Source organism: Bacillus timonensis (assembly GCF_000285535.1).
Taxonomy (GTDB): Bacteria; Bacillota; Bacilli; order Bacillales; family Bacillaceae_L; genus Ferdinandcohnia; species Ferdinandcohnia timonensis.
This window is the reverse complement of sequence record NZ_HE610986.1, coordinates 177,812-203,253: the sequence shown is the minus strand read 5'-3', so window position 1 is coordinate 203,253 and position 25,442 is coordinate 177,812. Positions and strand designations below refer to the sequence as shown.

The following is a 25,442-nucleotide window of genomic DNA, read 5'->3' as shown; positions in this document are numbered from 1 at the left end:
CATAGTGTTTCGGAGCTTTTAGAAAAAGTTTGCAAAAAGGATCCTCATCATGAAGTTTCATACGATGGTTATACACGGCTGTCCTATCAAGAATTATGGGATAAGTCTCTTAATCTAGCAGCCTCACTACAAGAGATTGGCATAACAAAGGGAGATAAAATTGCGGTATGTCTACCAAATTGGAATGAATTTGTTGTCATTTATATGGCAACCAGCCACCTCGGGGCAGTAATTGTTCCTTTCAATACTCGTTATCGACAAGATGAAGTTGAGTACATTTTACGTAATTCGGAAAGCAAGATTGCCTTTTTTGCTGAAGAATTTGGTGGAGTAAAACATTATGAACAATTTTCTGTAGCTAGCCAACGAGTGCCAAGTTTAGAAAAACTTGTTACGGTTCGCTGCATGAAAGATGGCCATATGAGCTATGAACAATTACTTGAAAGAGTTGACGACAAGCCTTTTTCCCCTGTCACAATCGATTCGGAAAATGATATATTCTGTATTCTGTATACTTCTGGTTCAACAGGCGCGCCAAAAGGAGCAATGCTTACCCATAGTAATTTTGTGAACACCGCCATCATTACCGCTGAAGGGATGAGATGTACTGAGGACGATGTTTTTTATGTAGCTGTTCCTGTATTTCACGTATTTGGTATGGTTCCGAGCATTTTAAGTACGGTAGCGGTTGGTGCGCGGATGGTCTTGGCGGAAAAATATAATGCGAAGGAAGCATTGGAAACGACTCAAAACGAAAAAATCACAGTTAAGCATGGTGTACCAACGATGTTTATTTTAGAGCTTAATCATGCTGAGTTCAAAAATTATGATCTGTCTTCCCTAAGAACTGGTATTATCGCAGCGGCCCCATGTCCAGTTGAAATTGTGAAGCGAATTCGTACTGATATGGGCTGTGATATCGTCGTTTGCTATGGATTGAGCGAAACATCCCCAACCCTGACAATGACGGCTTTTGATGATGACGACCAAATTCGTGCCGAAACAGTTGGGAAGGTACTACCAGGTGCCGAAGTGAAAATTGTTAACGAATTTAAGGAGGATGTAGGTCTTAATGAGGTTGGAGAAATAGCTTGTCGTGGTTTCGGGATCATGAAGGGCTACTACAATATGCCTGAAAAAACGAGGGAAGCATTAGATGACGATGGTTGGTTTTATAGTGGTGACCTCGGCACATTAGACGTGCAAGGAAACCTAAGAATCGTTGGACGTAAAAAAGAAATGATCATTCGAGGTGGCTACAATATTTACCCAAGAGAAATAGAAGAAGTTTTCTATACACACCCGGATGTAATGGAAGTGGCAATAGTTGGACTCCCTGACACGGTTTTAGGAGAAATCTCTTGTGCTTGCATAAAAATCAAGCCAAATACTTCACCAAGTGTCGAGGAACTTATGGAGTTCGTAAGACCGAAAGTTGCTGACTATAAAGTCCCGGATAAATTACTGATCATGGATGAGTTTCCGATGACAGCCAGCGGGAAAATTAGAAAAGTATCACTTCAGGATCAATTAAAAGAAAAGTTGGAGGCCGAATTACGATAGCAAAAAGAGATGGAATAAAAGGGTGATAAAAGTGAGCTTTATCGTAACAGATGAACAGCAAACAATTAGAAGCTTTGCACGTGATATCGCAAGGAATGAAATTACACCTTTTGCACGCCAATATGATGAAGAAGAAGCATTCCCACTGGAGATTATAAAACGACTCCATGAGGTTGGGTTATCAAACCTAGCCATACCAGAAGAATATGGCGGACCAGGGATTGATAAGCTTTCCCATGCTTTAATAGTTGAAGAAATTGCAAAAGCATGTGCGAGTGTTGCAACAAGTATGGAGGCAAATTCGCTTTCTTCCTATCCTATCCTGGTAGGTGGAAGTGAAGAACTTAAGAAAAAATATTTAACCCAACTTACAAGAGAAGGAAAGCTAGCTTCGTTTGCCCTTACCGAACCAGGCGCTGGCAGTGACGTTAGTTCATTAAACACAACGGCCATACGAAGTGGCGATGAGTATATTTTGAATGGGGAGAAATGTTTTATTACAAATGCGAGCTATGCTGATTTTTTTGTTGTGCTAGCGAATGTAAAAGACAGTGGTTTCACAGCTTTCGTTGTTGAGAGAGATTCCGAAGGGTTACAGGTTGGAGGAAAGGAGAAAAAGCTAGGGTTACGTGCCTCAAACACAGCATCTGTTATTTTCGAAGATGTTTGCGTCCCAGCTTCGAACCGAATCGGTGCGGAAGGTGCCGGTTTAAAAATTTTTTTACAAGGGCTAATGAATGCTAGACCAATGGTAGGAGCTCAGGCTGTAGGGATTGCTCAAGCAGCCTATGAAGATGCGCTTGCTTATTCAAAGGATAGAATCCAGTTTGGTAAACCAATCTCAAATCTGCAAGCAATCCAATTCATGCTTGCAGACATGGCCATGAATATAGAGGCAGCAAGGCTTCTTGTTCATCAAGCTGTTCACTTATTTCAATCCGGCACTCCATCTATTAAACATGCATCCTTTGCAAAATGCTTTGCATCTGATACTGCGATGAAGGTTGCAACAGATGCCGTACAAATTTTTGGAGGTTATGGATTCATCCGTGATTACCCGGTCGAGAAGTATTTTAGAGATGCAAAAATCATGCAAATTTATGAAGGGACAAACCAAATTCAACGAGTTGTCATTGCAAAAGAAATCCTTAAATAGGTCTTTCTATACATAATTACCACTAAAGGAAGGAATTCAATGCCTTGAGTGGAATTAATATAGAAAATAGAGTATATGGGTGGTGATTCTTTGGAATTAACGCAAAAACGTGAGAAGTTAATGAAAAAAATTGATAATCATTTACGAACGATGGCGCGCCACCTTGTTACCTTTGACACAATTGAAGAAACGTTAAATTACCTCTTAGAAGGATTTTATAAGGAATATGCATGTGATTTGGTGGGGGTTGTCCTTTATGAAAAAGGGAGACTTGTCCCAAAAGTTTGGAAGGGAGATCAGTTTACAATCGACCAAACACTCCACTTAGATGTTAGAGACTGCTCTCCTAAACTACTGAAAAACGCAATATGGTGGCAGAAAGACAAGCGTGAAGAAACGAACTGCGCCTTTCATACTGCGATAAAGAATGAAAATCTTTCAACATGGTTTACAGTCCCCTTACACAACTTGAATGAAAGCTTTGGTCTTTGCATAATTGGCTTTCATGAGTTTGTTCCACTAATTACAGAAGCAGAACAAATATTTACAGAGTTCGGGCATGATGTTGCATCCTCCCTTATCCTCGCCCGTGAAAAGGAAAATCAAAAGAGAAAAATGAAGGGAATTGAGTGGATTAAAGAAAATATCCTCCCAAACTCTTCAATTGATTACATCATCGAAAAGGTTGTTGAACGAGCATGTAAAGGAACGAAAGCAAATGGTGCTTGCGTTTATTTATATGATGAAGAAAATACATACTTTGATCTCCATCCCCCATGGTATGGTTTGGTTGGACATCCAATAAAAATAAAAATTAACTCAAACAAATCACTAGATTCCTATTTTCCTTATGTCGAAGCATCTGGAGGAACGGAATTAACAGTCCCGTTATTGGTAAATTTAAAAGCCATTGGTGTTCTCTATGTTACGACAGGTGGGGAGACTAATTTTACAGAGGAAGACCTTGAATTTTTGAAATTTTTATCTGATTTCGTGTCCATGCAAATTGAAAATGCAAGGCTGTATAAATTTGAATATGAAAGTAAAAAAAGTTTAGAGACCATTCTAGAATATCAGCAGGAATTAGTTACAAAGACAGTAAAAGGTGCAGATTTAATCGAAATTACAAATACGATTAGTCCTATGATTGATAGTACAGTATTTTTGTATGATCGATTTATGAATCCAATTACATCAAAGGTAAAAGGAGAAGAAAAGCACCTTCAAACTGACTATCAAAGTGAAATCATGAAGATGAAAAATGAAATCATACAGCTTCGTACCGAAGACATGCAACTAACAGTAAATGACACAGTCTTGCATGTACTGCCCATTTTACAGGGAAATAAAGCTTTAGGATATTTGGTTGTTAGCTTATATCAGAAAAGAATGCACCGTCTTATTCGCTTAACGATTGACTATGTCTTAAATGTGTATGCGATTGAATTTATCAAACAAAAACTCGTTCTTGATACAAAAGAACAAATTCAAGAAGGATTTATTAATCAATTGTTCGAGGAGACGATTGAGTATCCAGAAAAAATCATTCAATATGCCACATTAACAAATTGGAATATACTCGAACCTCATACAGTTGTAGTCGGTTCCTTTTATATAGAGGACGATGGTGGAGATAATGTAGTGGCGATTGAATCAAAAAAATCAAGAGTATGGGATCAAATGAAGTCTGATTTATCCTTTCATTTAAAGGGGATTATCTTCAGTCGTAAAGGTGATGAATTTATCATCATTGTTCAAACACCGAGCGAAAAAGACTTTTGGAGCCGGATATATAAACTCTTAGCGGAATCCACAAAAAAAGAAAAGGTTACCGCCTATGTTGGAATCGGTGGGAGTACATCAACACTTGATGACTACTATGATAGTTTCATGAAAGCTTCAAAGGCCAAAAACGTCATTGCAAACCGCAATCCGGACGGTGGCTATGCCGTATATGATGACCTTGGAGCTTATACCATACTTAGCAACACGAGTGATATCCAATCAGCCCGAATCTACATCAAGAAAAACCTCGGTGCTTTACTACAATACTCCGAAAAAAATAATGTTGATCTTTTCGGGACATTGAAGGTCTTCCTCCTCCATAACGGAAATGTAAGGGAAGCCTCAAATGCATTATACATTCATCGAAGCACCTTAGAATATCGAATTGACCGCATCGCCGAGTTATTAAAGGTAGATCTAAATGATGCGGAAGTAAGATTCGAGCTTTTAATGGCTTATAAATTGTACAGTCTTTTTGATTTTGAACCAACCGATTTATCGTAAAAAATGTGAAAGTATAAAAACAAAATAAAAGTACTCAAGCCAGTAATATATTGCTGGCTTCTTTTTTATGACGTAAACCATGTGAATGAGAATGAGTGAACTTGTAAAATCTACTACTAAGAAAAAAATACGCATTCATTTACAGGGGGCATTTATCATGAAAAAACAAGTTTTTCTTATTTCTTTATTACTTACGATGGCTTTCATCCTAGCAGGATGCGGAGGAAATAATCAAGATAATAATGCAGGAAAGGAAGAAAATAAAGATATAGAACAAACTGGCTCGTCATTTGATGCCATCAAGGAAAAGGGCGTTTTAACTGTGGGAACAGAAGGAACATATGCACCTTACACTTTCCACAATGAAGCTGGAGATTTAACTGGCTACGACGTGGAAGTGATAAAAGAAGTTGCAAAGCGTATGGACCTTAAAGTCGAATTTATGGAAACACAATGGGATTCTATGTTTGCTGGACTAAATTCAAAGCGTTTTGATTTAATCGCAAACCAAGTCGGCATTAATGAAGATCGACAAGCCAATTATGATTTCTCGGAACCGTATACCTATTCTTCTGCTGTTCTTGTCGTTCCAAAGGATAATAATGATATTGCATCATTTGAGGATTTAAAAGGAAGGAAAGCAGCACAATCGTTGACGAGTAATTACGGTGCTATCGCCGAGAAAAATGGTGCTGAAATTGTAGGTGTAGAAGGGCTTGCACAGTCCATTGAATTGATTAAGCAAGGACGTGCTGAAGCTACAGTTAATGATAAACTCGCTGTTCTTGATTATATAAAGTCGCAAGGTGATAAGAGCATTAAAATTGCAGCTAGTTCAGACGATGTTTCAGAGATGGCTTTTACGTTTAATAAAGGAAATGATGAATTGGTTGCAGCCATTAATGAACAATTAGCGGCTATGAAAGAAGACGGGACGTTAGCAAAAATCTCACAAGAATGGTTTGGTGAAGATGTTTCTACTAAATAGCGTCATTTTCATGATTACTGCTAATATGGAGGGATGGGAGTTATTTAAAAACTCCCTTTCTCCCATGCTTTCAGGAGCGATTCAATATACGATTCCATTGACACTTATTTCTTTTATCGGCGGACTTATACTCGCATTGCTCACAGCGATGATGCGATTGTCAAAATCAAAACTCATCCAGGCTCCAGCCATAATCTATGTATCAGCGATTCGCGGAACGCCATTGCTTGTGCAATTATTTATTATATTTTACGGACTACCCAATATCGGAATCAATATTGACCCTTTCCCAAGTGCAGCGATTGCTTTTATTTTAAATGTTGGCGCCTACGCATCTGAAATCATTCGTGCTTCTATTTTGTCCATTCCAAAGGGACAATGGGAAGCCGCCTTTACCATTGGAATGACAAGATGGACAGCACTGAGGCGGATTATTCTTCCACAAGCAGCAAGAGTATCCGTTCCTCCATTGTCCAATTCATTTATTAGCCTTGTTAAGGATACATCCCTTGCTTCCTTGGTTTTGGTCGCTGAATTATTCCGTAAGGCACAGGAAATTGCTGCAAGGACATATGATTTCCTTTTATTATATATAGAAGCTGCACTGGTTTATTGGGTGATTTGTTTTCTACTATCACTTGTACAAGAGATATTGGAACGGAGATTAAACCGCTATGTTGCAAGGTAAAGAGGTGAGGGTATGTTTTTATCAGTAAGGGGTTTGGCGAAATCGTTTGGTGAAAATGAAGTGTTAAAAAATATCGATATCGACGTAGGAAAAGGAGAGGTCGTATCCATTATTGGACCGTCTGGCTCAGGAAAAACAACAATGCTTCGGTGTTTTAATGGACTAGAACAACCAGATAAAGGAATCTTCCAGTTTGAAAATGGTTTTTCCCTTAACTTTACTGAAAAAATGAGTAAACAGGACTTAATTCGGTTAAGTAGAAAATCAGGGATGGTTTTTCAATCGTATAACCTTTTTCCACATAAAACAGCCTTGCAAAATGTGATGGAAGGTCCAGTCATTGTTCAAAAACGAAAGAAAAGCGAGGCAAGGACAGAAGCGGAAGAATTACTAGAAAAGGTCGGTTTGAAGGAGAAAATGGATTTATATCCCCACCAACTTTCAGGCGGGCAGCAGCAGCGGGTGGGAATTGCTAGAGCGTTAGCGCTGAAGCCAGAATTGCTCTTATTTGATGAGCCAACCTCCGCATTAGATCCTGAATTAATCGGAGAGGTGTTAAAGGTCATGAAGGATTTGGCTCATGAAAACTGGACGATGATCATTGTCACCCATGAAATCCAATTTGCAGGTGAAATTTCTGATAAGGTTCTTTTTATGGATGGGGGGTATATCGTCGAGCAGGGTAACCCTGACGAAGTATTGAAAAATCCTAAAGAAGAGAGGACGAAACAGTTTTTACAACGAATTCTTAACCCGACATAAAAGTTATTTGAATAATGTATTTTCGATATTGGGAAATTATAATTGTAATGCTTTTCTTACTTACATAGGTGGTGTTACGGATGGGCTTTTTAGACAAATTGTTTGGGAAAAATAAAGCAACGGAGGAACCTAAATTGACAGAAGAAAAGTTAAACATTGGGATTATTTTAGGAAGCACTCGTGAGGGACGCGTGAGTCCACAGGTTGGTGAATGGGTAAAAGGGATTGCTGACCAACATGGAAATGCAAATTATGAGATTGTGGATATTAAGGATTATGATTTGCCATTTTTAGGTGTAGCAGATGCACCGGGAATTGCGAAATGGAATGAGAAGCTAGCGAGTCTTGACGGGTTTGTCTTTATTGTACAAGAGTACAATCATAGCATGACAGGCGCGCTAAAGAATGCATTTGACTTAGCACGTGAGGCTTGGAATAACAAATCAGCTGGAATTGTTAGCTATGGTTCTACTGGTGGTGCACGTGCAGCAGAACATGTACGTGGAGTTTGCGGAGAATTAATGATAGCAGATGTTCGAACACATCCTACCTTATCATTATTTACTGATTTTGAAAATGGTACTGATTTCAAACCACAAGATTTACACCTTGATAATGTGAAATTAATGTTAAGCCAAGTGGAGTCTTGGGCTAAGGCATTAAAAACTGTTCGATAAAAACACTAAAAATCATCTACAGCATGAACTCCATAAATGTTGGATATCAATCTAACATTTATGGGGCTTTTTATTTTTTAAGAGGTTGCAACATAAATCCTAAAATTTATGAAAGTGTGTTTCTATTTCGATATTCTAAAGGAGTAATTCCAGTAAATCTTTTAAAGACTTTTGTAAAATAGCTCTGATCTGTAAAGTTAAGCGAAGTATATATTTCTGTAATCGAATAGTCTGTCAAGGTTAATAAATTTTTAGCTTCTTCAATTTTTTCTTGTTGAATAAAAGTGCTTACCGGAATACCAACCTCCTTTTTAAATAGGAAGGATAAATAACTAGGATTGATGTTCACTTCTTTTGCAAGATGAGATAATGTTAACTCTTGATATAGATGCTTTAAAATATAATGATGACATGACGCAACTGTTTTGGAGTAATATTGGACCCTTACCTGGCTAACTCGTTCTGCAAACGTTGCTATCGCATTTTGGAAAAGTTGCAGTATCTCTGTTACATCTGTCAATTCTTCAAGAGTTTGAATGAAAAGATCACTAAGGGTGAAGGCAATCTCTGAATCTAATCCGCCTTCTATAGATGCTCTAGTAGCGAGAGTAATCCCAGCAATGGTTAAGTTTTTTTGGTTTCGAATGATACTTTTTTAGATAATACCCCATATTCTCCCTCTGCAGGGGGAAGGTTCAATATTTTTACGACCTCATCCTTTCTCCCATCTTTTACTGCTTGGAATAACCTTTTCTCATAGGAAAGATTATGATGAAATAAGATATTTTTGCGACGTTCAAGTAAAGTAATTTGTTCACTTTTTATTGAAATCGGTGTAGAAACAAATGAATGATTTTTTTCGACTATCTCGTCTTCATCCAATTTTTCGTACGTTAATACGTAGATAAAGTGAATACTAGCATGTATTAATCTTTTTTTAGGGACAACAGGTAAAGATTTATAATAAGACAAAAGCTTGCTGCTATTTATAAATAGATTTAAATCTTGTTTAATACTCTGAATAGTATCTTCTGTAACAATTGATTGCAGGGATGGGCCGACAATGATGATGTATTTCTTACTAGCTTCTGCCACAAGTTGAATACTAAAGTAATTCTCAAGAAAATTAGTAGATGTGAAAATTGGAAAATTAGGTACTTGTATGGATTTATTAAGTAGGTTGTAGACTTCTAGATGGTTATTGAAAATGGGATTTTGAACCATAGCAGAAGGAAGATTAAACAGAACACCACTGTTCTCATCAATAATTTGAATAGGTATACGATATGTTTCATACATAAGGCTGCAAATGTATTCTAACTCTGAATAATTTATGTTACGTTCCATCATCTCACTGCCTTTTAGTAAAATTAATCAACAACTAAAAATAATTATAAATTACTAAATATAATACCAAAATTAGTTTAAAAATACGATTATAATGAAAAAGATTACGAATAGTAGAAAGGAGAATTTCTTTGAGTAGAGATATAAAAGCTTTAATTTCACAAATGACTTTAGAAGAAAAAGCAGGCATGTGCTCAGGGTTAGACTTTTGGCATTTGAAGGGAGTAGAAAGATTGGGAATCCCTTCAATTATGGTAACTGATGGGCCACATGGTTTACGAAAACAAAAACAAGGTGCAGATCATTTAGGTCTTTTTGATAGTGTTCCAGCAACTTGTTTCCCATCAGCTGCCGGTTTAGCAAGTTCATGGAACCGCGATTTAGTCACGAAAGTTGGAGTTGCCCTAGGAGAAGAATGTCAAGCTGAAGATGTAGCAGTTATTCTAGGACCGGGTGCAAATATTAAACGTTCTCCACTTTGCGGAAGAAACTTTGAGTATTTCTCTGAAGACCCTTATTTATCTTCTGAAATGGCGGCTAGTCATATTAACGGGGTACAAAGCCAAGGTGTAGGAACATCATTAAAACACTTTGCTGTAAATAACCAAGAGGACAGAAGAATGTCTGTCGATGCAATTGTTGACGAAAGAACCCTACGCGAAATTTATCTTGCTAGTTTCGAAGGTGCGGTAAAAAAAGCACAACCATGGACAGTCATGTGTTCGTATAATCGAGTAAATGGTCCTTATGCATCGGAAGATCCATATCTATTAACAGATATTTTAAAAGAAGAATGGGGCCACGAAGGTTTTGTAGTATCTGACTGGGGTGCTGTTAACGAACGTGCTGATGGCCTAAATGCAGGGCTTGAGCTTGAAATGCCTTCAAGTAATGGTATTGGTGATGCAAAAATCGTTGCAGCTGTTAAGAGTGGCAAATTAAGCGAAGAGAGAGTAGACGCAGCGGTTGAAAGATTATTACGGATCATTTTCATGGCTGTTGATAATAAGAAAGAAAATGCATCTTACGATATTGAAGCTCACCATCAGTTTGCAAGAGAAGTTGCAACTGAGAGTATGGTTCTCTTAAAAAATGAGACTAATATTTTACCGCTTTCGAAGGATGCTAAAATTTCAGTTATCGGTGCTTTTGCGCAAACACCAAGATACCAAGGTGGTGGAAGCTCACATATTAAACCAACTAAATTAGATAATATTTTAGAAGAAATTAAAAATGTCGCAGGAGAGTCTGCACAAATTCAGTTTGCTAATGGCTATAATCTTGCAAATGATGACATCGATGAAACTCTTGTAACAGAAGCAAGAGCTATTGCTCAGAATTCGGATGTAACTGTTTTATTTATCGGATTACCTGATCGTTATGAATCTGAAGGATATGATAGAGCACATTTACGTATACCTTTGAACCAACAGCATATAATTGACGCTTTGGCTGAAGTTCAAGACAATATTGTTGTTGTATTAAGTAACGGGGCCCCAATTGAAATGCCATGGTTAGGCAAGGTTAAAGGGGTTATTGAAGGTTACCTAGCTGGTCAAGCAATAGGTGGAGCAATTGCAGATTTATTATTTGGCGAAGCAAACCCGAGCGGTAAGTTAGCTGAGACCTTCCCAGTTGCATTAGAGCACAACCCCTCTTATCTGAATTTCCCTGGTGAGGGTGATAAGGTAGAATACAAAGAAGGCTTATTTGTTGGATACCGTTATTACGATAAGAAAAACCTAGCTCCGCTTTTCCCATTTGGATTTGGCTTAAGCTATACGAAGTTTGAATATACAAATATCCAAGTTGATAAAACAACTCTTAAAGATACTGAAACTGTAAAAGTTACTGTAACTGTAAAAAATATTGGAAAAGTTGCCGGTAAAGAAATTGTTCAATTATACGTACGTGACGTTAAAAGCACAATGATTCGTCCTGAAAAAGAACTAAAAGGATTTGAAAAGATAGAGCTTCAACCAGGTGAAGAAAAAAGAGTATCTTTTGAATTAGATAAGAGAGCATTTGCTTACTATAATGTTGATATGAAAGATTGGCATGTAGAAGGTGGGGAATTTGATATTCTAGTTGGAAAGTCTTCTGTTGGAATTGAATTAAAACAGACTATTACAGTGGAGCAAACTGTTTTTGTTAAAAAAACATATCATAGAAATTCAACGATTGGAGACTTAATGAGCGACTCTTCAGTGGCTCCATTAGTAAATGAATTTTTTACAAAGATAAAGGAATCAAGCCCTCTATTTAGCTCAGTAGATGAAGATGCTGAGGGGGCAGAAATGATGGCAGCCATGATGAAATTCATGCCGCTTCGGGCATTGGTTTCATTTAGCGGTGGTAGTTTTACAGAGGAACACCTTGCAGGGTTCTTGGCTCGGGTAAATGGACAAGGCGTTTTTCAATAATAACGCTAATGAATAAATAAAGATCAGGACTATGTCTAAAGATAAAAAATCTATAGATGTAGTCTTTTTCTTTGTTTATAATCAGACCATATTAAACTTTCAATCACCCCCCCTCAAAAAACTATCCCGAACCCCAAAAAACTTGATACAATAGGGATAGAGGGACAGGTTCAGCGTCCCACACCCCTATGATTGGGCAGGGAACCTGTCCCAAAAAAAGGAGCATGTCTATGTTCGTACTTTTAATGACGATGTTAGAGCGGTTAGGAATCATTGTTGCAATCGCTTTTATTTTAACGAGATTAAAATTTTTCAGAGGGATGATGTATCAGGAAGAGTTGAATCGGTGGCAGAAGTTAGTGGCAATTGTCTTCTTTGGTTTCTTTGGAATCATTGGTACGTATACCGGCTTAAGTCTCAATACCGAGAGTCTACAATTTGACCGGTGGGTTTCTGGATTAACCACAGATGAAGCTTTAGCGAACTCAAGGGTAATTGGTGTTGTCCTTGCAGGTCTACTTGGTGGTTACAAGGTTGGTTTAGGAGCGGGTCTAATTGCTGGCATACATCGATTTACCCTTGGCGGATTTACTGCGTTTTCCTGTGGCTTTGCATCTATTATTGCAGGGTTAATCTCGGGATACTTTTATAAGAAGAACAAGCATGTGAAACTAAGTACAGCATTTATCATTGCTGCCTCGGCAGAAGCACTTCAAATGCTAGTCATTCTTCTTATTTCTCGTCCATTTGAAAAGGCGTGGGCGTTAGTTGAAATTATTGGGATACCGATGATTGTCGCAAATGGATTAGGGTGTGCAGTGTTCCTTATGATCATTAAAAGTGTGATCAATGAAGGAGAACGAGTAGGTGCTGTTCAAGCTCAAAAAACACTTCGTATTGCAGACAAGACACTTGCGTATTTACGGAACGGGTTAAATCGTGAAACAGCACAGGCTGTTTGCCATATTATTCAAGATGAGATTCAAGCAACAGCTGTAGCAATGACAAACACACACGAAATACTGGCGCATGTAGGTCTTGGGCATGACCATCATCGTTCTCAGTCGCCAATCCAAACGCAAATTACAATGGATGTTCTTCATAATGGAAAGGTTGTAATCGCTAACAAAAAAATGATTCAATGCCGAGATAAGGATTGTCCACTTGGAGCGGTTGTGATTGCTCCACTAAAAAGAAGAGATGAAACGATTGGAACGTTAAAATTCTATTTTCGTTCTGAAAAAGAAATTACACCTGTTGTGACAGAGCTTATTTCAGGTTTGAGTTCTCTTTTAAGTAATCAGCTTGAAATTGCGGAAGCAGATAAGGCAATCCAGCTTGCAAAGGAAGCAGAAATCAAAGTACTTCAAGCTCAAATTAGTCCGCATTTTCTTTTTAATACCCTTAATACGATACTCTCACTAGTAAGAAGAGATCCAACAAAGGCGAGGAAATTACTCGTTTCTCTGTCACATTTTTTACGACAAAACCTATCTGTAACAACACAAAATGTGACAACGCTAGAACAGGAACTTCGCCAGGTGAAAGCGTATTTAGAAATCGAGGAAACAAGGTTTGTTGATAAGTTAAAAGTAGATTACAAGATTGAGGCAGGGGCTCTTGCTCAACAAATACCCCCTTTAACGCTACAACCAATTGTGGAAAATGCAATCAAGCATGGAATGAAGAATCAAGATGGGGATTTCTATGTAGGTATATCGATTCATAAAGGAACTGACTGTGTTTACGTTAAGGTTGAGGACAATGGAGTGGGGATGAGTGAAAACCGTGCAAAACAAATTTCGATTGCCCCAATAAAGTCAGAAAAAGGTAGTGGTGTTGCTTTATATAATGTTAACCGTAGACTCACAATGCTATTTGGTGAAAAATCAGCATTAGTCATTAAAAGCGAAGTGAATAAAGGAACGGAAATTGCTTTTTCAATACCACTAACGGAGGCTATTTAATATGGAAACAAAAATTAAAACATTAATTGTTGATGATGAATTATATAGCCGTGATGAACTGTCTCATTTATTAGAGGCCTATCCATCCATTCAAATAGTTGGAGAAGCAGATTCAGGAGAGGCTGCGATATTGAAAGCCATTCAGCTTCAACCAGATGTTGTTTTTTTAGATGTTGAAATGCCAAAGGTAAATGGCATGGACGCAGCAAAGGCCCTTTTAGAGTTGAAAAAGGCGCCACTTATCGTGTTTGCCACTGCTTATCCGGAATTCGCTGTTGAGGCGTTTCGTTATAATGCCATTGACTATTTGTTAAAACCATTTGATGAGGAACAGCTAGAAGAAACGGTGAAACGAATTGAAAAGCAGTTCCACACTTCTGAGGAAAAAGAAAATGCAAAACAAAATGGGAAGTTAGCGATTGATACAAGCGGGGAGATTATCTACCTTGACCCTAAGGATATTTTATATATTGTGAGAGATGAAAAAGTAACAAAGCTTATTACAAAGCTGGATGAATATGAATCGAAAACACAGCTTAAAGAATTTGAAAGCAGACTCGATTCATTCGGATTCTTTCGCATTCATAAAAGCTTCCTAGTTAATTTAAAATATGTCACACGCCTCACACCTTGGTTTAATGGTGCTTATCAATTAGAAATTGAAGGAAGAAAAGAACAGCTTTCAGTTAGTCGAAATTATGTAAAAGCATTACGAGCGAAATTAGAAATCTAAAAATGAAGAGGTAGAAATTTTGCATTTTAGTTCACAATTTTGACACGTTATTGTCGAATTTCTACCTTTTAATCATAAACCCTCCTATAATCCTATTAAAATACTATAATAAATGTAAACGCATTCATACTTTTCAATAAAGGGAATAAGGGGGAAATAAAATGATTACATTTTTAGCGAGTATTGTTTTGTTAATCATTGGATACTTTACGTATGGTAAATACGTGGAAAAAGTATTTGGGGTTAAGGAAGAACGAGCGACTCCAGCTTATGTAGATGCTGATGGAGTAGATTACATTCCAATGAGCACAAAGAAAAACTCATTGATTCAGCTACTAAATATTGCGGGTACTGGACCTGTATTCGGCCCAATTATGGGAGCGCTTTACGGACCAGTCGCATTCATTTGGATCGTTGTGGGATGTATTTTTGCTGGTGCGGTCCATGATTATTTAACAGGAATGATATCCATTCGTAATAAAGGGGCTCACTTACCAGAGCTTGCCACTAAGTTTTTAGGTAAGGCAATGAAACACGTCGTTAACGCTTTTGCTGTTTTACTACTATTATTAGTTGGTACTGTATTCGTTTCAACACCAGCAGCTCTTTTAAACTTATTGTTGGACGGAAAAGTTGCATTAGGAATTCTTATCGCTGTTATTTTCCTATATTATATTTTGGCTACTTTATTGCCAGTTGATAAAATTATCGGTCGTCTGTATCCATATTTCGGTGCAATCCTTCTAATCAGTGCTGTAGGTATTGGAGTTGGATTAATAGTGAAAGGTGCACCAATTCCAGAAATTTCATTATCAAATTTCCATCCTGATAATGCACCAATCTTCCCATTATTGTTCTTTACAATCACTTGTGGTGCTTTATCTGGATTCCATGCTACACAAACACCAATTATTTCACGTACTACACAGAAGGAAAGTCAAGGACGTAAAATTTTCTACGGTATGATGATTGCTGAAGGTATCATTGCAATGATCTGGGCAGCAGCAGCAATGAGCTTATTTGATGGTTACGGTGGATTACAAGAACTTCTTGCAGCTGGTGGACCAGGAGCAATTGTAAGTGAAGTTTCAACATTAATGTTAGGAGCAATTGGTGGAACACTAGCCGTATTAGGGGTTATCGTCTTACCAATTACTTCTGGGGATACTGCATTCCGTAGTGCGCGTATGATTATTGCTGAATATCTAAATATGGCTCAAAAGAAAATGTCAAGCCGTCTATGGATTGCTGTTCCATTATTCGCAATTTCTGTTGTTCTTACTCAAATCGATTTCAACATCCTATGGAGATATTTTAGCTGGGCGAACCAAGCTACAGCAGTAATTGCTCTTTTCGTAGGTGCTATGTATTTATACATTGCGAAAAAGAACTACTGGATCTCATTAATACCAGGTACATTCATGCTTTGTATGGTTATCACTTATATCTTGAATGCTCAAATCGGGTTCCGTTTACCAATGGATATTTCATGGTACGGTGGATTTGCAGGCACTGCATTGTTGTTGGTGTTATTCTTCCGTCAAGCCAATAAAGCCCGTGCTGCAAATATTCCATTAGAAATCGATATTTCTCACTACAAGAAGGTATCCTAATGGGATGCTGCGGTCCTGAATATCGGAAGGTAGTCGAGGATCAAGAGAAAAAGGTAAATCAAAATCCGAAAGAAACATTTCCCATTTGGGGAAAAATTGTGAGCGTAGCTATTATTGTTAGTGCTACAATCGCGTTTATTCTCTTATAGAATTAGTAAAATGTGCACGTAATCGTAAGGGATTGCGTGCACTATTTTTTTGTTTGAGAAAGATTTCACAAATTCGTTGTTTTCCTATCTATGAAAACTTTAGTACTATAAAGTTAATAAAGTCCGTAATTCTGCGTAAAATATCGCAAAGGGACATCAAGGAGGTTCATACATATGGAAATGACAATAAGTGAAGCTGCTTTAAAATGGTTTAAGGAAGATATAGGCGTGAAAGAAGGGGATACAGTACGTTTCTATCCGATGTTTTACGGAAGTAGCCCGGTACAAGAAAAATATTCACTTGCCTTTTCAACACACGACGAACCCATCCAAATTCATGCCAGTCAAAAAGTTGATAATATTGAATTTTATGTAGAAGAAGATGATATCTGGTTTTTCAATGGTCATAACCTCATCGTTGATTATAATCCAGATAAAGATGAATTGGAGTACCAATATCCAAAACCATAGGCTCACAGATGTGAGCCTTTAGACTGTTGACAAACGCTCGCATACTGCGTTGCTTGCCTCGCTCGTTGCGCTCATTCGGCAACTTCTATTCGCGTCTTCGCTCAGCTGCGCGCCTTGTCTGACAAGCGTTCGCAAGACAGTCTGGGAATAGAATTAATAGTTAGATATCCTTAATAATTCGTGTAGACAAAGTCAGCACTGACTTTGTCTACACTCTGTAGGCTCACAGATGTGAGCCTTTTCTATTGTCGATGTGATTGGTATCACAAATTTTTACCTGGAACTATGCTATTTTCAAACATAACAAGTATAGTTTGAAAGGAGAAATTTGTGTGAGTGAGCTTATTAATAATCGAGAACAACATAAAATCAGTCATTTAGAGAGAGAGGCCATTATAAAACAAAGCTTTTTAGATTTGCATCAAGGAAAATCGGTAGAAGAGGTAAAATCCAAATTAGCAGATAAAGTAGGAACGATTACAATTGAGGAAGTTACCAAATTGCAACATGTGTTAATGGAAGAAGAGAATATGCAGGCACATGAGGCAACGGAAATTTGTTCAAAGCATCGGGAAATTTTTAAAGATGTAATTGAAGAAAATAGGGTGTCTCGTCTTGAAGAGCAACCTGGACATCCGGTGCATACATTTAAGCTAGAAAATAGAGAATTAGAAAAGCTAGTAAACGAAAGAATTAAGCCACATTTGGAGCTATTTGAACTCGATGATCACCTAGAAACTCGATTGAATTTACTTGAGGATTGTAATCTTTTATTGGATATCGGAAAGCATTATGAACGAAAAGAACAGCTTCTCTTTCCATACTTAGAAAAGTACGGAATTTATGGACCAACGAATATGATGTGGAAAATTGATGATTTTATTCGTGATGCAATAAAAGATGCGAAAACGATGCTCTCCCATTACGATGGAGATAAACAGTCGGTCGTTGAAGTTGTGAACTTTTTCAGTAATCAAGTAGATGAAATGATTTATCGAGAGGAAAATATCCTTTTCCCTATGTCATTAACTCATTTAACCGAAGATGAATGGCTTAAAATTGCCCATGAAAGTGATGAAATTGGATTTTGTTTAATTTCGCCTGAAGATTGGAAACCAGAGCGAAGCGTGATCAATACGGAAGAGATTGCAACGAAAGGCTATATTAAAATGGAAACAGGCATCTTATCCTTAAAACAACTTGAATTACTATTAAACCATTTACCCGTTGATATTACATTTATTGATAAGGATGATGTTGTTCGGTACTTTTCTAAAGGAAGAGAACGCATTTTTGCAAGGACAAAAGCTGTAATTGGTAGAACTGTTCAAAACTGTCATCCGCCAAGAAGCGTTCACGTAGTTGAAGAATTACTGGAAGACTTCAAATTAGGTAAAAAAGATGTCGAGGATTTTTGGATTAAAGCGAAAGGTAAATATGTGTATATCAGATACTTTGCTGTCCGTGATGAGGCTGGAGAATATGTAGGGACTTTAGAGTTTACCCAAAACATCGCACCAATTAAGGAACTTGAGGGAGAAAAAAGGATTTTATCATAGGGGATACAAAGATGCTGACATTTTGGTTGTCAGCATTTTTTATGGTACTTTTATAGTCACTGTCTCAAAAAAACAAATAAAAAAGAACCATCATTTCCATCTGTGAATGATTGGTTCTTATGTTTAGTGCGGTATAAGTGATCTTTTTTCGTTTTTGTTAGCCTTGATTGCATGTCAAACAGTGCAAATGGGCTTCTCCCGTTCTCTGGATTTCGCTTTCCTTCGCGAACAAGCTTCTCTCGTTTTTTACGAGCGTTTGATTTTGCCATCTGTAAATCACCTCTTCAAAATATTTACATTTACAGTATACAAGTTCCTCCACCTTCCGTCCATCTAGAAATTCCATTTAAAATAGGCAGATTTGAAAAACATTACGCACCCTCCTGAATAGGATAATACGACAACTGAATTGGGGAGGTGTTGGTTTTGGCTGATAAGAAAGAAAACGCAAACCGTGAAGAGCAGGAGTTCCGACCAGTTGATGCATGGGAATTCTTTTGGGGTAGAAGACCAAGGTCCGAAGAGGAAGAAATTGAAGAAGAATAAGTAGTGTTTAAGTTCGCATGGATTCTTTTCATCCATGCGGTCTTTTTTAGAACGAATAATATGGCATAATAAGAACAAGTACATTACGGAGGATATCCATGCAGGAGAGAATAGTAGAAATTCTTATACATAACGAGGCATATGCAGTTATCATAAGCTTGTTACTAAATATTGTTGTTAGCATTTTTGGTGTACTTCCTAGCGTCTTTATTACAGCTGCAAATCTTCTCGTTTTTGGTATTTGGAAAGGGACACTCATCTCCTTTAGCGGAGAAGCTTTAGGAGCGATTTTGTCATTTTGGTTATACCGTAAAGGGTTTAAGAGGTTCATTGATAAGAGGAAACACAAATCTTTGCTTATTCGAAAACTGCTTTCCGCTAAGGGAAAGGATGCGTTCATGATTATTCTGCTATTACGATTGTTCCCTTTTATTCCTTCAGGGGTAGTTACCTTTACAGCTGCAATTGGTGAAGTGAGTTTCATCGTCTTTCTAATAGCAAGCTCACTTGGAAAGATTCCTTCCTTACTAATCGAGGTTTACTCGGTGCACCATGTCACATCAGGAACGATGGAAGGGAAAATCGTACTAACAATCGTTTCGATTGTTGGAATCCTTTATATTTTGGCTAAACTAGTAAAAAAGGAACACACATAGAAATAGTTATAGTTACATAGAAATGAGGGTGGATTGGAGATGGAGAAACAACGAATTTTAATTGTAGAAGATGAAGAGAAGATCGCGCGCGTATTGGAGCTTGAATTAACATATGAAGGCTATGAAACCGGAAAAGCCTTTGATGGCAATACAGGTCTGCAGATGTTCCAAGAGGAAAATTGGGATTTACTCCTTCTTGATGTCATGTTACCTGGCATCAGCGGAATCGAGGTGCTTAGGCGGATCCGCGCTGCAAACTCTGCCACACCCGTTATCCTATTGACTGCAAAAGACTCTGTTGAGGACAAAGTGTCTGGCCTCGATTTGGGAGCAAATGATTATGTGACAAAGCCGTTCAAAATTGAAGAACTACTTGCACGTATTCGAGTGGCACTACGCAATAATCGTAACCAGGAAACATCTAAAGAAGATCATACAGATGACTGGATTGTTATTGGGGATTTAAAACTGAGTGAAAGTACACATGAAGTGATTCGTAAGAATAATCCAATTGAGCTAACCCCTCGTGAATTTGACTTACTTGCCTATTTAATGAAACACCCACGTCAGGTTTTAAATAGGGAGCAACTATTAAATGCTGTATGGGGTTATGACTACTACGGAGATACAAATATAGTCGATGTGTATATCCGCTATTTACGAAATAAGATGGATAAACCATATGGCGAGCCATTGATTCATACAGTGCGTGGAGTCGGCTATGTGATGAAGGAATCGAAATGAAACTGCGAAAAAAGATTAATTTGTTCACTGCTGTAGTTTTTATCATTTTGCTTATTATAATCAATATTACTTCTTATTTTACCTTTAGCCACATCATGCTAAAAAGCGAATTGGATCGAACGGAGGCTGAGGCAGAACGTGCGATAAATGGTATATCTCAAACAGGTCATTCTGTTTCAGCACAAGCTTTACTGCGTACATATCTTCCTATTGATGGAATGCTGCAGGTAGTGCGACCAGATGGGAGTATTGCTGCAAGAGCACTTGTTCCTGAACAACAGGAGTTAGAGAAAGTTTCAACTGCATACTATAAAACGAAACAACGACAAATTATTAAATATAACGGAGCTCCACATGCCTTCGTGTCATTTCCTATTATTTGGGTAGATGGGGAAGTAGCCGAGCTTCAAGTGATTGAAAATCTCTCGGCTACAGCAAATAACTTACAAACATTAAGCCTGGTTTTACTAGTAGTGACTTTGATTGCAACCATTCCAGTTCTAGTGTCAACAAGGCTGCTTAGTAATGTCATCACTCAGCCAATTACGACAATGATTCAGACGATGCGAGAAATTCGAAAAAGCGGAGAATACAAACGAATTGAATTATCAAAGGAATCAAAAGATGAACTGTATGAAATGGGTCAAACATTTAATGAAATGATGGATTTACTTGAAGTGAACTATGAGAAGCAGGAGAATTTCGTCTCTAACGCATCACACGAGTTAAAAACACCATTAACTGTTATTGATTCATATGCAAGCCTATTAGAACGGAGAGGACAATCGGACCCGAAGCTTTTTCATGAAGCGGTCGATGCAATTCAGTCTGAAGCCATCCATATGCGGGAATTAACTCAACAACTTTTACTACTAGCAAAACATGATGAACAATGGAAGCTTCACATCGAAACTATACGACTTTCTCAGCTTGTGGATGAGTCTGTGAATTCCTTCCGAAAGGGCTACAAACGAGAGATTTCTATTATTGTTGAAGAGGAATGCAATGTAAAAACGGACAAACAAAAGCTTAAACAAATTTTTTATATTTTAATGGAAAATGCCCTGAAATATAGTGAAAAACCTGTGATAGTTGTTATTGGACGAGAACGGAAAAGGCCAAGTATTAAGATCATTGATCAGGGAGTTGGAATTCCTGCACATGATGTAGAAAAGGTGTTTGACCGTTTTTACCGTGTGGATAAGGCAAGAGCAAGGAAGACTGGGGGATATGGCCTAGGACTTTCACTTGCAAAAGAATTAGCAGATGTGATTGGTGTAAAAATCCTTTTAGAGAGTATAGAAGGAAAAGGAACTACAGCTAATATTGTGCTTTCGCATGACGATTCTCATTAATTTCTCATAAAAATTGTATATAGTGGATACAAAAGGATGATGGAGTGAACGCAATGAGAAACAAAACCCTTCGGAATAGTTTGTTGGCAATAACAGGCATCTTGATTGCAGCCTTTGTCATTTGGCAACTAACCAAGACTTATACGTCTGCAGAACCTTTGTCAGAAAGTGATGCCATCGATATTGTAGAAAAAATGTATAGCGGGAAAAATCCAGAAGTGAGTCTGGAAGGGGACGTTTATAAAATTACATTTGAAAATAAACAGGGCAATTATGAAATAGACGTTCATCGGAAGACAGGTGATATTATAAATTTAACAAAGATTTCCGAGAAGTCTCAGGAAAAAACAGAGGCTGAAATTCGGGAAATTTTAGCAAAAGAGCAAGCGGGAGAAATTAAAACAATCGATAAGAAAATCGAGCAAGATGAAGTATATTATTATGCAACAGTGGTAGAGGGTGAAACAGGATCAACTTATAAATTACAAGCAATAACAGGTGAGATTGTGGATGTTGTTCAAAATGGGAAGGAGCCACAGAACGCATCCGAACAAGTGCCTAGCACACCTGAGCCCCCAGTACAACAAATTTCAGAGCAACAGGCTATTGAGCTAGCATTACAACATGTAAAAGGTGTTGTTGATGAGGTTGAGCTTGAAGAAGAAGAGGGGCAGTACTCTTATTTTGTAGAGGTGGAAACAGACCAAGGAGAAGAAAAAATCGTGCAGGTTCACGCAATATCAGGTGAAGTCATCTCGATTGTTTTGGAGGACTAATTCTTAGAAACACTCATATGTTTCTCATCAATTTCTCATTTTATTATCTGAGCTTCCTCATTTTCATTGTCTATGATAAAGATAGTTCAAACAAAGGAGGAAACAAAAATGAAGAAAAAACTTGTAATACTAGGAATTGTAGGGACGGTTGTATTAGGAGGGGCAGTCGGTGTCAGTGCGATTGCAAAGGAAGCGCAAGTACCTTTTACAAAAGCAAAAGAAATCGCGACTCAAGAGGTTAATGGAGCACAAGTTGAGGAACTGGAACTTGATCGTGAGAATGGAGAACTTGTTTATGAAGTTGAACTTACAGGTGCACATGATGATGCAGAAGTAGTCATAAATGCAACTACTGGAAAAGTTGTAAAAGTGGATGATGACCGTGATGATGAGCGAATTACTTCTCAAGCATCTGGAGCTACGGTGAAAATTTCAAAAGAGCAAGCCATTTCAATTGCAACAAAGGATACCCCAGGTAAAATTACAGAAATCGAGTTAGATGATGACGGCTACTATGAAATTGAAATGAAGCATGAGGGTAAAGAAGTCGAAATGAAGATCTCTGTAGTAGACGGAACGATTTTGAAAAAGGAAATCGATGACGATGATGATTACAACGATGACCAAATCTAATAGGTAAAAAAATAAATGAGACCAGGACGAAATCCTAAAAGGTTCCGTTTTCGGATGCATTCTTAATAAATAGCACAAAAATTGACGTATGGATTGGCATACGTCTTTTTCTTTATTTATCAAAGGTTCTACGAAATTTTATCAACTTTGACATAGTAATTGACAACATCGGTAGGGGAATAGGTTAGGTTAAGCACCTGGGCTTATAAATAGACGGAAAAATTTCGTTTATTAAGTGATTTTTATTAAAAAATGCTTAAATAGACGGAGAGATTTCGCCTATTGACTTGAAAAGCGTGGAAATGGAGGATTTTGTTTTCCATAACCGGAAAACCTCCCCTTATATACCCCGAAACGAGTTCAATTATGATTTTAACCGGAAAATCTCCGCATATAATACTTTTACTAATTATTCGATTGGATAAAGTCCATATAATTGTGTAAAAAAAAGAGTCACATTAATCCCTTCAATGTTAACAGGCGACGAAAACAAAGTGGAGGAATTAATTATGACTCAATTTCAGTTAACCTAAATATCGAAGATTTAAAAGACGCTGTGATAAATTCAGAAATAGACGCTGTTGTTAAGGCTTCTGTGATTTTGGTACTAAACTAGGTGGTTTTGGGAATTGCACCTCAAATCGGAGCAGTTTAACGAAATCCTGGCCTCTTTTTTTTTACTTATTTTCCTCAAAAATATCCGTTACATCATGTGGCCCATATGATTGATTTGATGGAATGACAAGGGTAATGCCGGTATCAGGGTAATAGGATGAAGCAAAACTTACCCCCGGGTCGTACCCCATAACATGATATTTATAAATCTCGGATTCTCTTTTACTAATCCAAATGCCGAATCCGTAATATTCATCATCTTCAGCTTGTGCGTGAGGCGTTACTAGTAGTTTAGTCATTTCCTTGCTTAGTAATTTACCATCTAGGAGTCCGTCCCATAGCTTCAACATATCAGTTGCAGTGACAAATGCTCCTCCATCAGACCCACCTTTAACGGGAATTGAATACATATTTGTTCGCCATGTACCATCTTCTTCGTTATCAATATACCCAAGTGCTGTATTTTTAGGAAGACTATCGAGGGAAAAATATCCAGAATCCTCCATTTCACAAGGCTTGAAAATATTCTCCATCACATAATTAGTAAAAGTTTTTCCGGTTTTTTCCTCAATGATTAGTCCTAATAAAATGTAACCGGCATTGTTATAATGAAACTTTTCACCAGGCTGAAACATCATTTTTTGATCCTGGAATAAAGGGAGGAAATCCTTCAGGCCTCTAATTAGGTACATCGGGTTTTCTTTCCAAAGCTCCTCGAAATCATCCATAACCTCTTCATCAAAGTAATCAGGGACACCTGAAGTATGAGTTAACAAGTGTTGGACGGTAATCCTTTCATCAAAGTTGGGGAGCTCAATTTCCAAGCAATCTTTTAGTTTTGTATCTACTGTTACTAAACCCTTTTCAACCAACTGGCATATTGCGATAGCGGTAAAAAGTTTGCAACCTGATGCAATTCCAAACCGGGTATCAATTTTATTAGTTACTTCTTCCGCTCTATTTGAATACCCATAAGCGAATTCTATTAATTTGTCATTTTTTTGTTTTGCAAGTACCACTCCAGAGAAATTACTTTCTTTACAAAATTCATCTATTCGATCATGTATTTTAACATTTAGCATCATTGATTTAACTCCTTATTCCATATTCCAATTGGCGTTAGAAACAAACATCTATTATATTCAGGGACTCTACAAGAGAATACCATATTTTTCCGGTAGGTCGATAGTTTTGTTTTTAATAAATGATAAGATAAAATATATGTAAACTTCATATGAAATTAAGTTGACAAAAAATACAGGGGGATTAGTATGTACAAACTGCGAGGTCATCATTTATTTTGCCTTTTGGGTTACCGAGGAATGGGCTATTCTCAGGAATATGTGGAAAATATGACGATTGTCCATCAAACCCTTAGAAAGAATCCGAAGACACTTGTTCAAATTGTAAAAGGACCCGATCACTTATGCGAAAAGTACCCAAACAATGGCAAATACCATTGTGAAGACGGCTCCATCTTTGAAAGGGATACTCTCATTCTAGAAAAAGTCGGCATCCGAATAGGGAATATTTTAAGATGGGAAGACATTGAATTAAGAATCAAAAAGTATGTCATTCCATCTGATATTCAAACAGTCTGCGAATCTTGTTCGTGGCGCTCCTATGGTGTTTGCGAAGAAGGGATACAAGAAATCCTTGATGGAAAAGGATTACGAGAAGTCAATTAGAAAATGCCTAATAAACGGCACCAAAATTGTTATCTTGTGTCTAA

General features: G+C 37.5%; 24 protein-coding genes and 1 pseudogene. 21 read left to right on the top strand and 4 right to left on the bottom strand.

Annotation, left to right across the window (positions count from 1 at the left end):
* Window positions 1-30: 30 nt before the first annotated feature.
* The 8 genes and pseudogenes from BTHG_RS24620 to BTHG_RS09505 all read left to right on the top strand — a co-directional run.
* Window positions 31-1,113 (top strand): annotated as a pseudogene (locus tag BTHG_RS24620) (AMP-binding protein); the annotation flags it as partial.
* The gene (locus BTHG_RS27630; RefSeq protein ID WP_332306430.1) at window positions 1,111-1,563 is read left to right on the top strand and encodes an AMP-binding enzyme; all 453 of its coding nucleotides are present in this window, start codon (window positions 1,111-1,113) and stop codon (window positions 1,561-1,563) included. The pseudogene BTHG_RS24620 and the gene BTHG_RS27630, both read left to right, overlap by 3 nt.
* A gap of 31 nt (window positions 1,564-1,594) precedes the next feature.
* Window positions 1,595-2,719: an acyl-CoA dehydrogenase family protein gene (locus tag BTHG_RS09530; protein ID WP_010676525.1), complete on the top strand. Its 1,125-nt coding sequence runs from the start codon at window positions 1,595-1,597 to the stop codon at window positions 2,717-2,719.
* Window positions 2,720-2,809: 90 nt separating this feature from the next.
* Complete coding sequence (locus BTHG_RS09525; RefSeq protein WP_010676524.1) at window positions 2,810-5,008, top strand: helix-turn-helix domain-containing protein; 2,199 nt, start codon at window positions 2,810-2,812, stop codon at window positions 5,006-5,008.
* Window positions 5,009-5,165: 157 nt separating this feature from the next.
* Window positions 5,166-5,996: an amino acid ABC transporter substrate-binding protein gene (locus BTHG_RS09520; RefSeq protein ID WP_010676523.1), complete on the top strand. Its 831-nt coding sequence runs from the start codon at window positions 5,166-5,168 to the stop codon at window positions 5,994-5,996.
* On the top strand, window positions 5,980-6,684 hold the full coding sequence (locus BTHG_RS09515) for an amino acid ABC transporter permease (RefSeq protein ID WP_010676522.1): 705 nt from the start codon (window positions 5,980-5,982) through the stop codon (window positions 6,682-6,684). Before BTHG_RS09520 ends, BTHG_RS09515 begins: the two co-directional genes overlap by 17 nt.
* A gap of 12 nt (window positions 6,685-6,696) precedes the next feature.
* Entirely contained in the window at window positions 6,697-7,446 is a 750-nt protein-coding gene (locus BTHG_RS09510) for an amino acid ABC transporter ATP-binding protein (protein ID WP_010676521.1), read from the top strand.
* An 80-nt stretch (window positions 7,447-7,526) separates the two neighbouring features.
* The gene (locus BTHG_RS09505) at window positions 7,527-8,123 is read left to right on the top strand and encodes an NADPH-dependent FMN reductase (protein WP_010676520.1); all 597 of its coding nucleotides are present in this window, start codon (window positions 7,527-7,529) and stop codon (window positions 8,121-8,123) included.
* 106 nt (window positions 8,124-8,229) lie between these two features.
* On the opposite strand, the gene BTHG_RS25770 is transcribed toward BTHG_RS09505, so the two are convergent.
* Together BTHG_RS25770 and BTHG_RS25765 are read right to left on the bottom strand one after the other, a co-directional pair.
* Window positions 8,230-8,643, bottom strand: coding sequence for a helix-turn-helix domain-containing protein (locus BTHG_RS25770; protein WP_052307771.1), 414 nt, complete (start codon window positions 8,641-8,643; stop codon window positions 8,230-8,232).
* 104 nt (window positions 8,644-8,747) lie between these two features.
* A complete protein-coding gene (locus tag BTHG_RS25765; protein ID WP_148361191.1) occupies window positions 8,748-9,470 on the bottom strand; it encodes a hypothetical protein in 723 nt (240 codons plus the stop codon).
* A gap of 131 nt (window positions 9,471-9,601) precedes the next feature.
* Between BTHG_RS25765 and BTHG_RS09495 the strand changes: the two genes are divergently transcribed.
* The 7 genes from BTHG_RS09495 (at window position 9,602) to BTHG_RS09465 (ending at window position 18,385) form a co-directional block, all read left to right on the top strand.
* A complete protein-coding gene (locus BTHG_RS09495; RefSeq protein ID WP_010676519.1) occupies window positions 9,602-11,893 on the top strand; it encodes a beta-glucosidase in 2,292 nt (763 codons plus the stop codon).
* A gap of 230 nt (window positions 11,894-12,123) precedes the next feature.
* Window positions 12,124-13,860: a sensor histidine kinase gene (locus BTHG_RS09490; RefSeq protein ID WP_010676518.1), complete on the top strand. Its 1,737-nt coding sequence runs from the start codon at window positions 12,124-12,126 to the stop codon at window positions 13,858-13,860.
* A gap of 1 nt (window position 13,861) precedes the next feature.
* On the top strand, window positions 13,862-14,593 hold the full coding sequence (locus BTHG_RS09485) for a LytR/AlgR family response regulator transcription factor (protein WP_010676517.1): 732 nt from the start codon (window positions 13,862-13,864) through the stop codon (window positions 14,591-14,593).
* A gap of 161 nt (window positions 14,594-14,754) precedes the next feature.
* A complete protein-coding gene (locus BTHG_RS09480) occupies window positions 14,755-16,206 on the top strand; it encodes a carbon starvation CstA family protein (RefSeq protein WP_010676516.1) in 1,452 nt (483 codons plus the stop codon).
* Entirely contained in the window at window positions 16,206-16,355 is a 150-nt protein-coding gene (locus BTHG_RS27065) for a hypothetical protein (RefSeq protein WP_187370772.1), read from the top strand. Before BTHG_RS09480 ends, BTHG_RS27065 begins: the two co-directional genes overlap by 1 nt.
* Window positions 16,356-16,529: 174 nt before the next feature.
* A complete protein-coding gene (locus BTHG_RS09470) occupies window positions 16,530-16,826 on the top strand; it encodes a HesB/YadR/YfhF family protein (RefSeq protein ID WP_010676515.1) in 297 nt (98 codons plus the stop codon).
* A gap of 332 nt (window positions 16,827-17,158) precedes the next feature.
* Complete coding sequence (locus tag BTHG_RS09465) at window positions 17,159-18,385, top strand: DUF438 domain-containing protein (protein ID WP_010676514.1); 1,227 nt, start codon at window positions 17,159-17,161, stop codon at window positions 18,383-18,385.
* A gap of 56 nt (window positions 18,386-18,441) precedes the next feature.
* On the opposite strand, the gene BTHG_RS09460 is transcribed toward BTHG_RS09465, so the two are convergent.
* Window positions 18,442-18,654 carry a hypothetical protein gene (locus BTHG_RS09460; RefSeq protein WP_010676513.1) on the bottom strand — a complete coding sequence of 71 codons (213 nt, stop codon included), beginning with the start codon at window positions 18,652-18,654 and terminating at the stop codon, window positions 18,442-18,444.
* Window positions 18,655-19,029: 375 nt separating this feature from the next.
* Between BTHG_RS09460 and BTHG_RS09450 the strand changes: the two genes are divergently transcribed.
* From BTHG_RS09450 to BTHG_RS09430, 5 genes are all read left to right on the top strand, one after another.
* A complete protein-coding gene (locus BTHG_RS09450; protein WP_010676512.1) occupies window positions 19,030-19,587 on the top strand; it encodes a TVP38/TMEM64 family protein in 558 nt (185 codons plus the stop codon).
* Window positions 19,588-19,626: 39 nt separating this feature from the next.
* Entirely contained in the window at window positions 19,627-20,331 is a 705-nt protein-coding gene (locus tag BTHG_RS09445; RefSeq protein ID WP_010676511.1) for a response regulator transcription factor, read from the top strand.
* Complete coding sequence (locus tag BTHG_RS09440; RefSeq protein ID WP_010676510.1) at window positions 20,328-21,686, top strand: sensor histidine kinase; 1,359 nt, start codon at window positions 20,328-20,330, stop codon at window positions 21,684-21,686. Before BTHG_RS09445 ends, BTHG_RS09440 begins: the two co-directional genes overlap by 4 nt.
* 53 nt (window positions 21,687-21,739) lie before the next feature.
* Window positions 21,740-22,462 (top strand): PepSY domain-containing protein, encoded by a 723-nt coding sequence (locus BTHG_RS25760; protein WP_010676509.1) that lies wholly within the window; start codon window positions 21,740-21,742, stop codon window positions 22,460-22,462.
* A gap of 108 nt (window positions 22,463-22,570) precedes the next feature.
* A complete protein-coding gene (locus BTHG_RS09430) occupies window positions 22,571-23,095 on the top strand; it encodes a PepSY domain-containing protein (protein WP_010676508.1) in 525 nt (174 codons plus the stop codon).
* Window positions 23,096-23,772: 677 nt separating this feature from the next.
* Here BTHG_RS09430 and BTHG_RS09425 read toward each other — a convergent pair.
* Window positions 23,773-24,795 (bottom strand): serine hydrolase domain-containing protein, encoded by a 1,023-nt coding sequence (locus BTHG_RS09425; protein ID WP_010676507.1) that lies wholly within the window; start codon window positions 24,793-24,795, stop codon window positions 23,773-23,775.
* 186 nt (window positions 24,796-24,981) lie between these two features.
* Between BTHG_RS09425 and BTHG_RS09420 the strand changes: the two genes are divergently transcribed.
* Window positions 24,982-25,398 carry a DUF1284 domain-containing protein gene (locus tag BTHG_RS09420; protein WP_010676506.1) on the top strand — a complete coding sequence of 139 codons (417 nt, stop codon included), beginning with the start codon at window positions 24,982-24,984 and terminating at the stop codon, window positions 25,396-25,398.
* Window positions 25,399-25,442 lie beyond the last annotated feature (44 nt).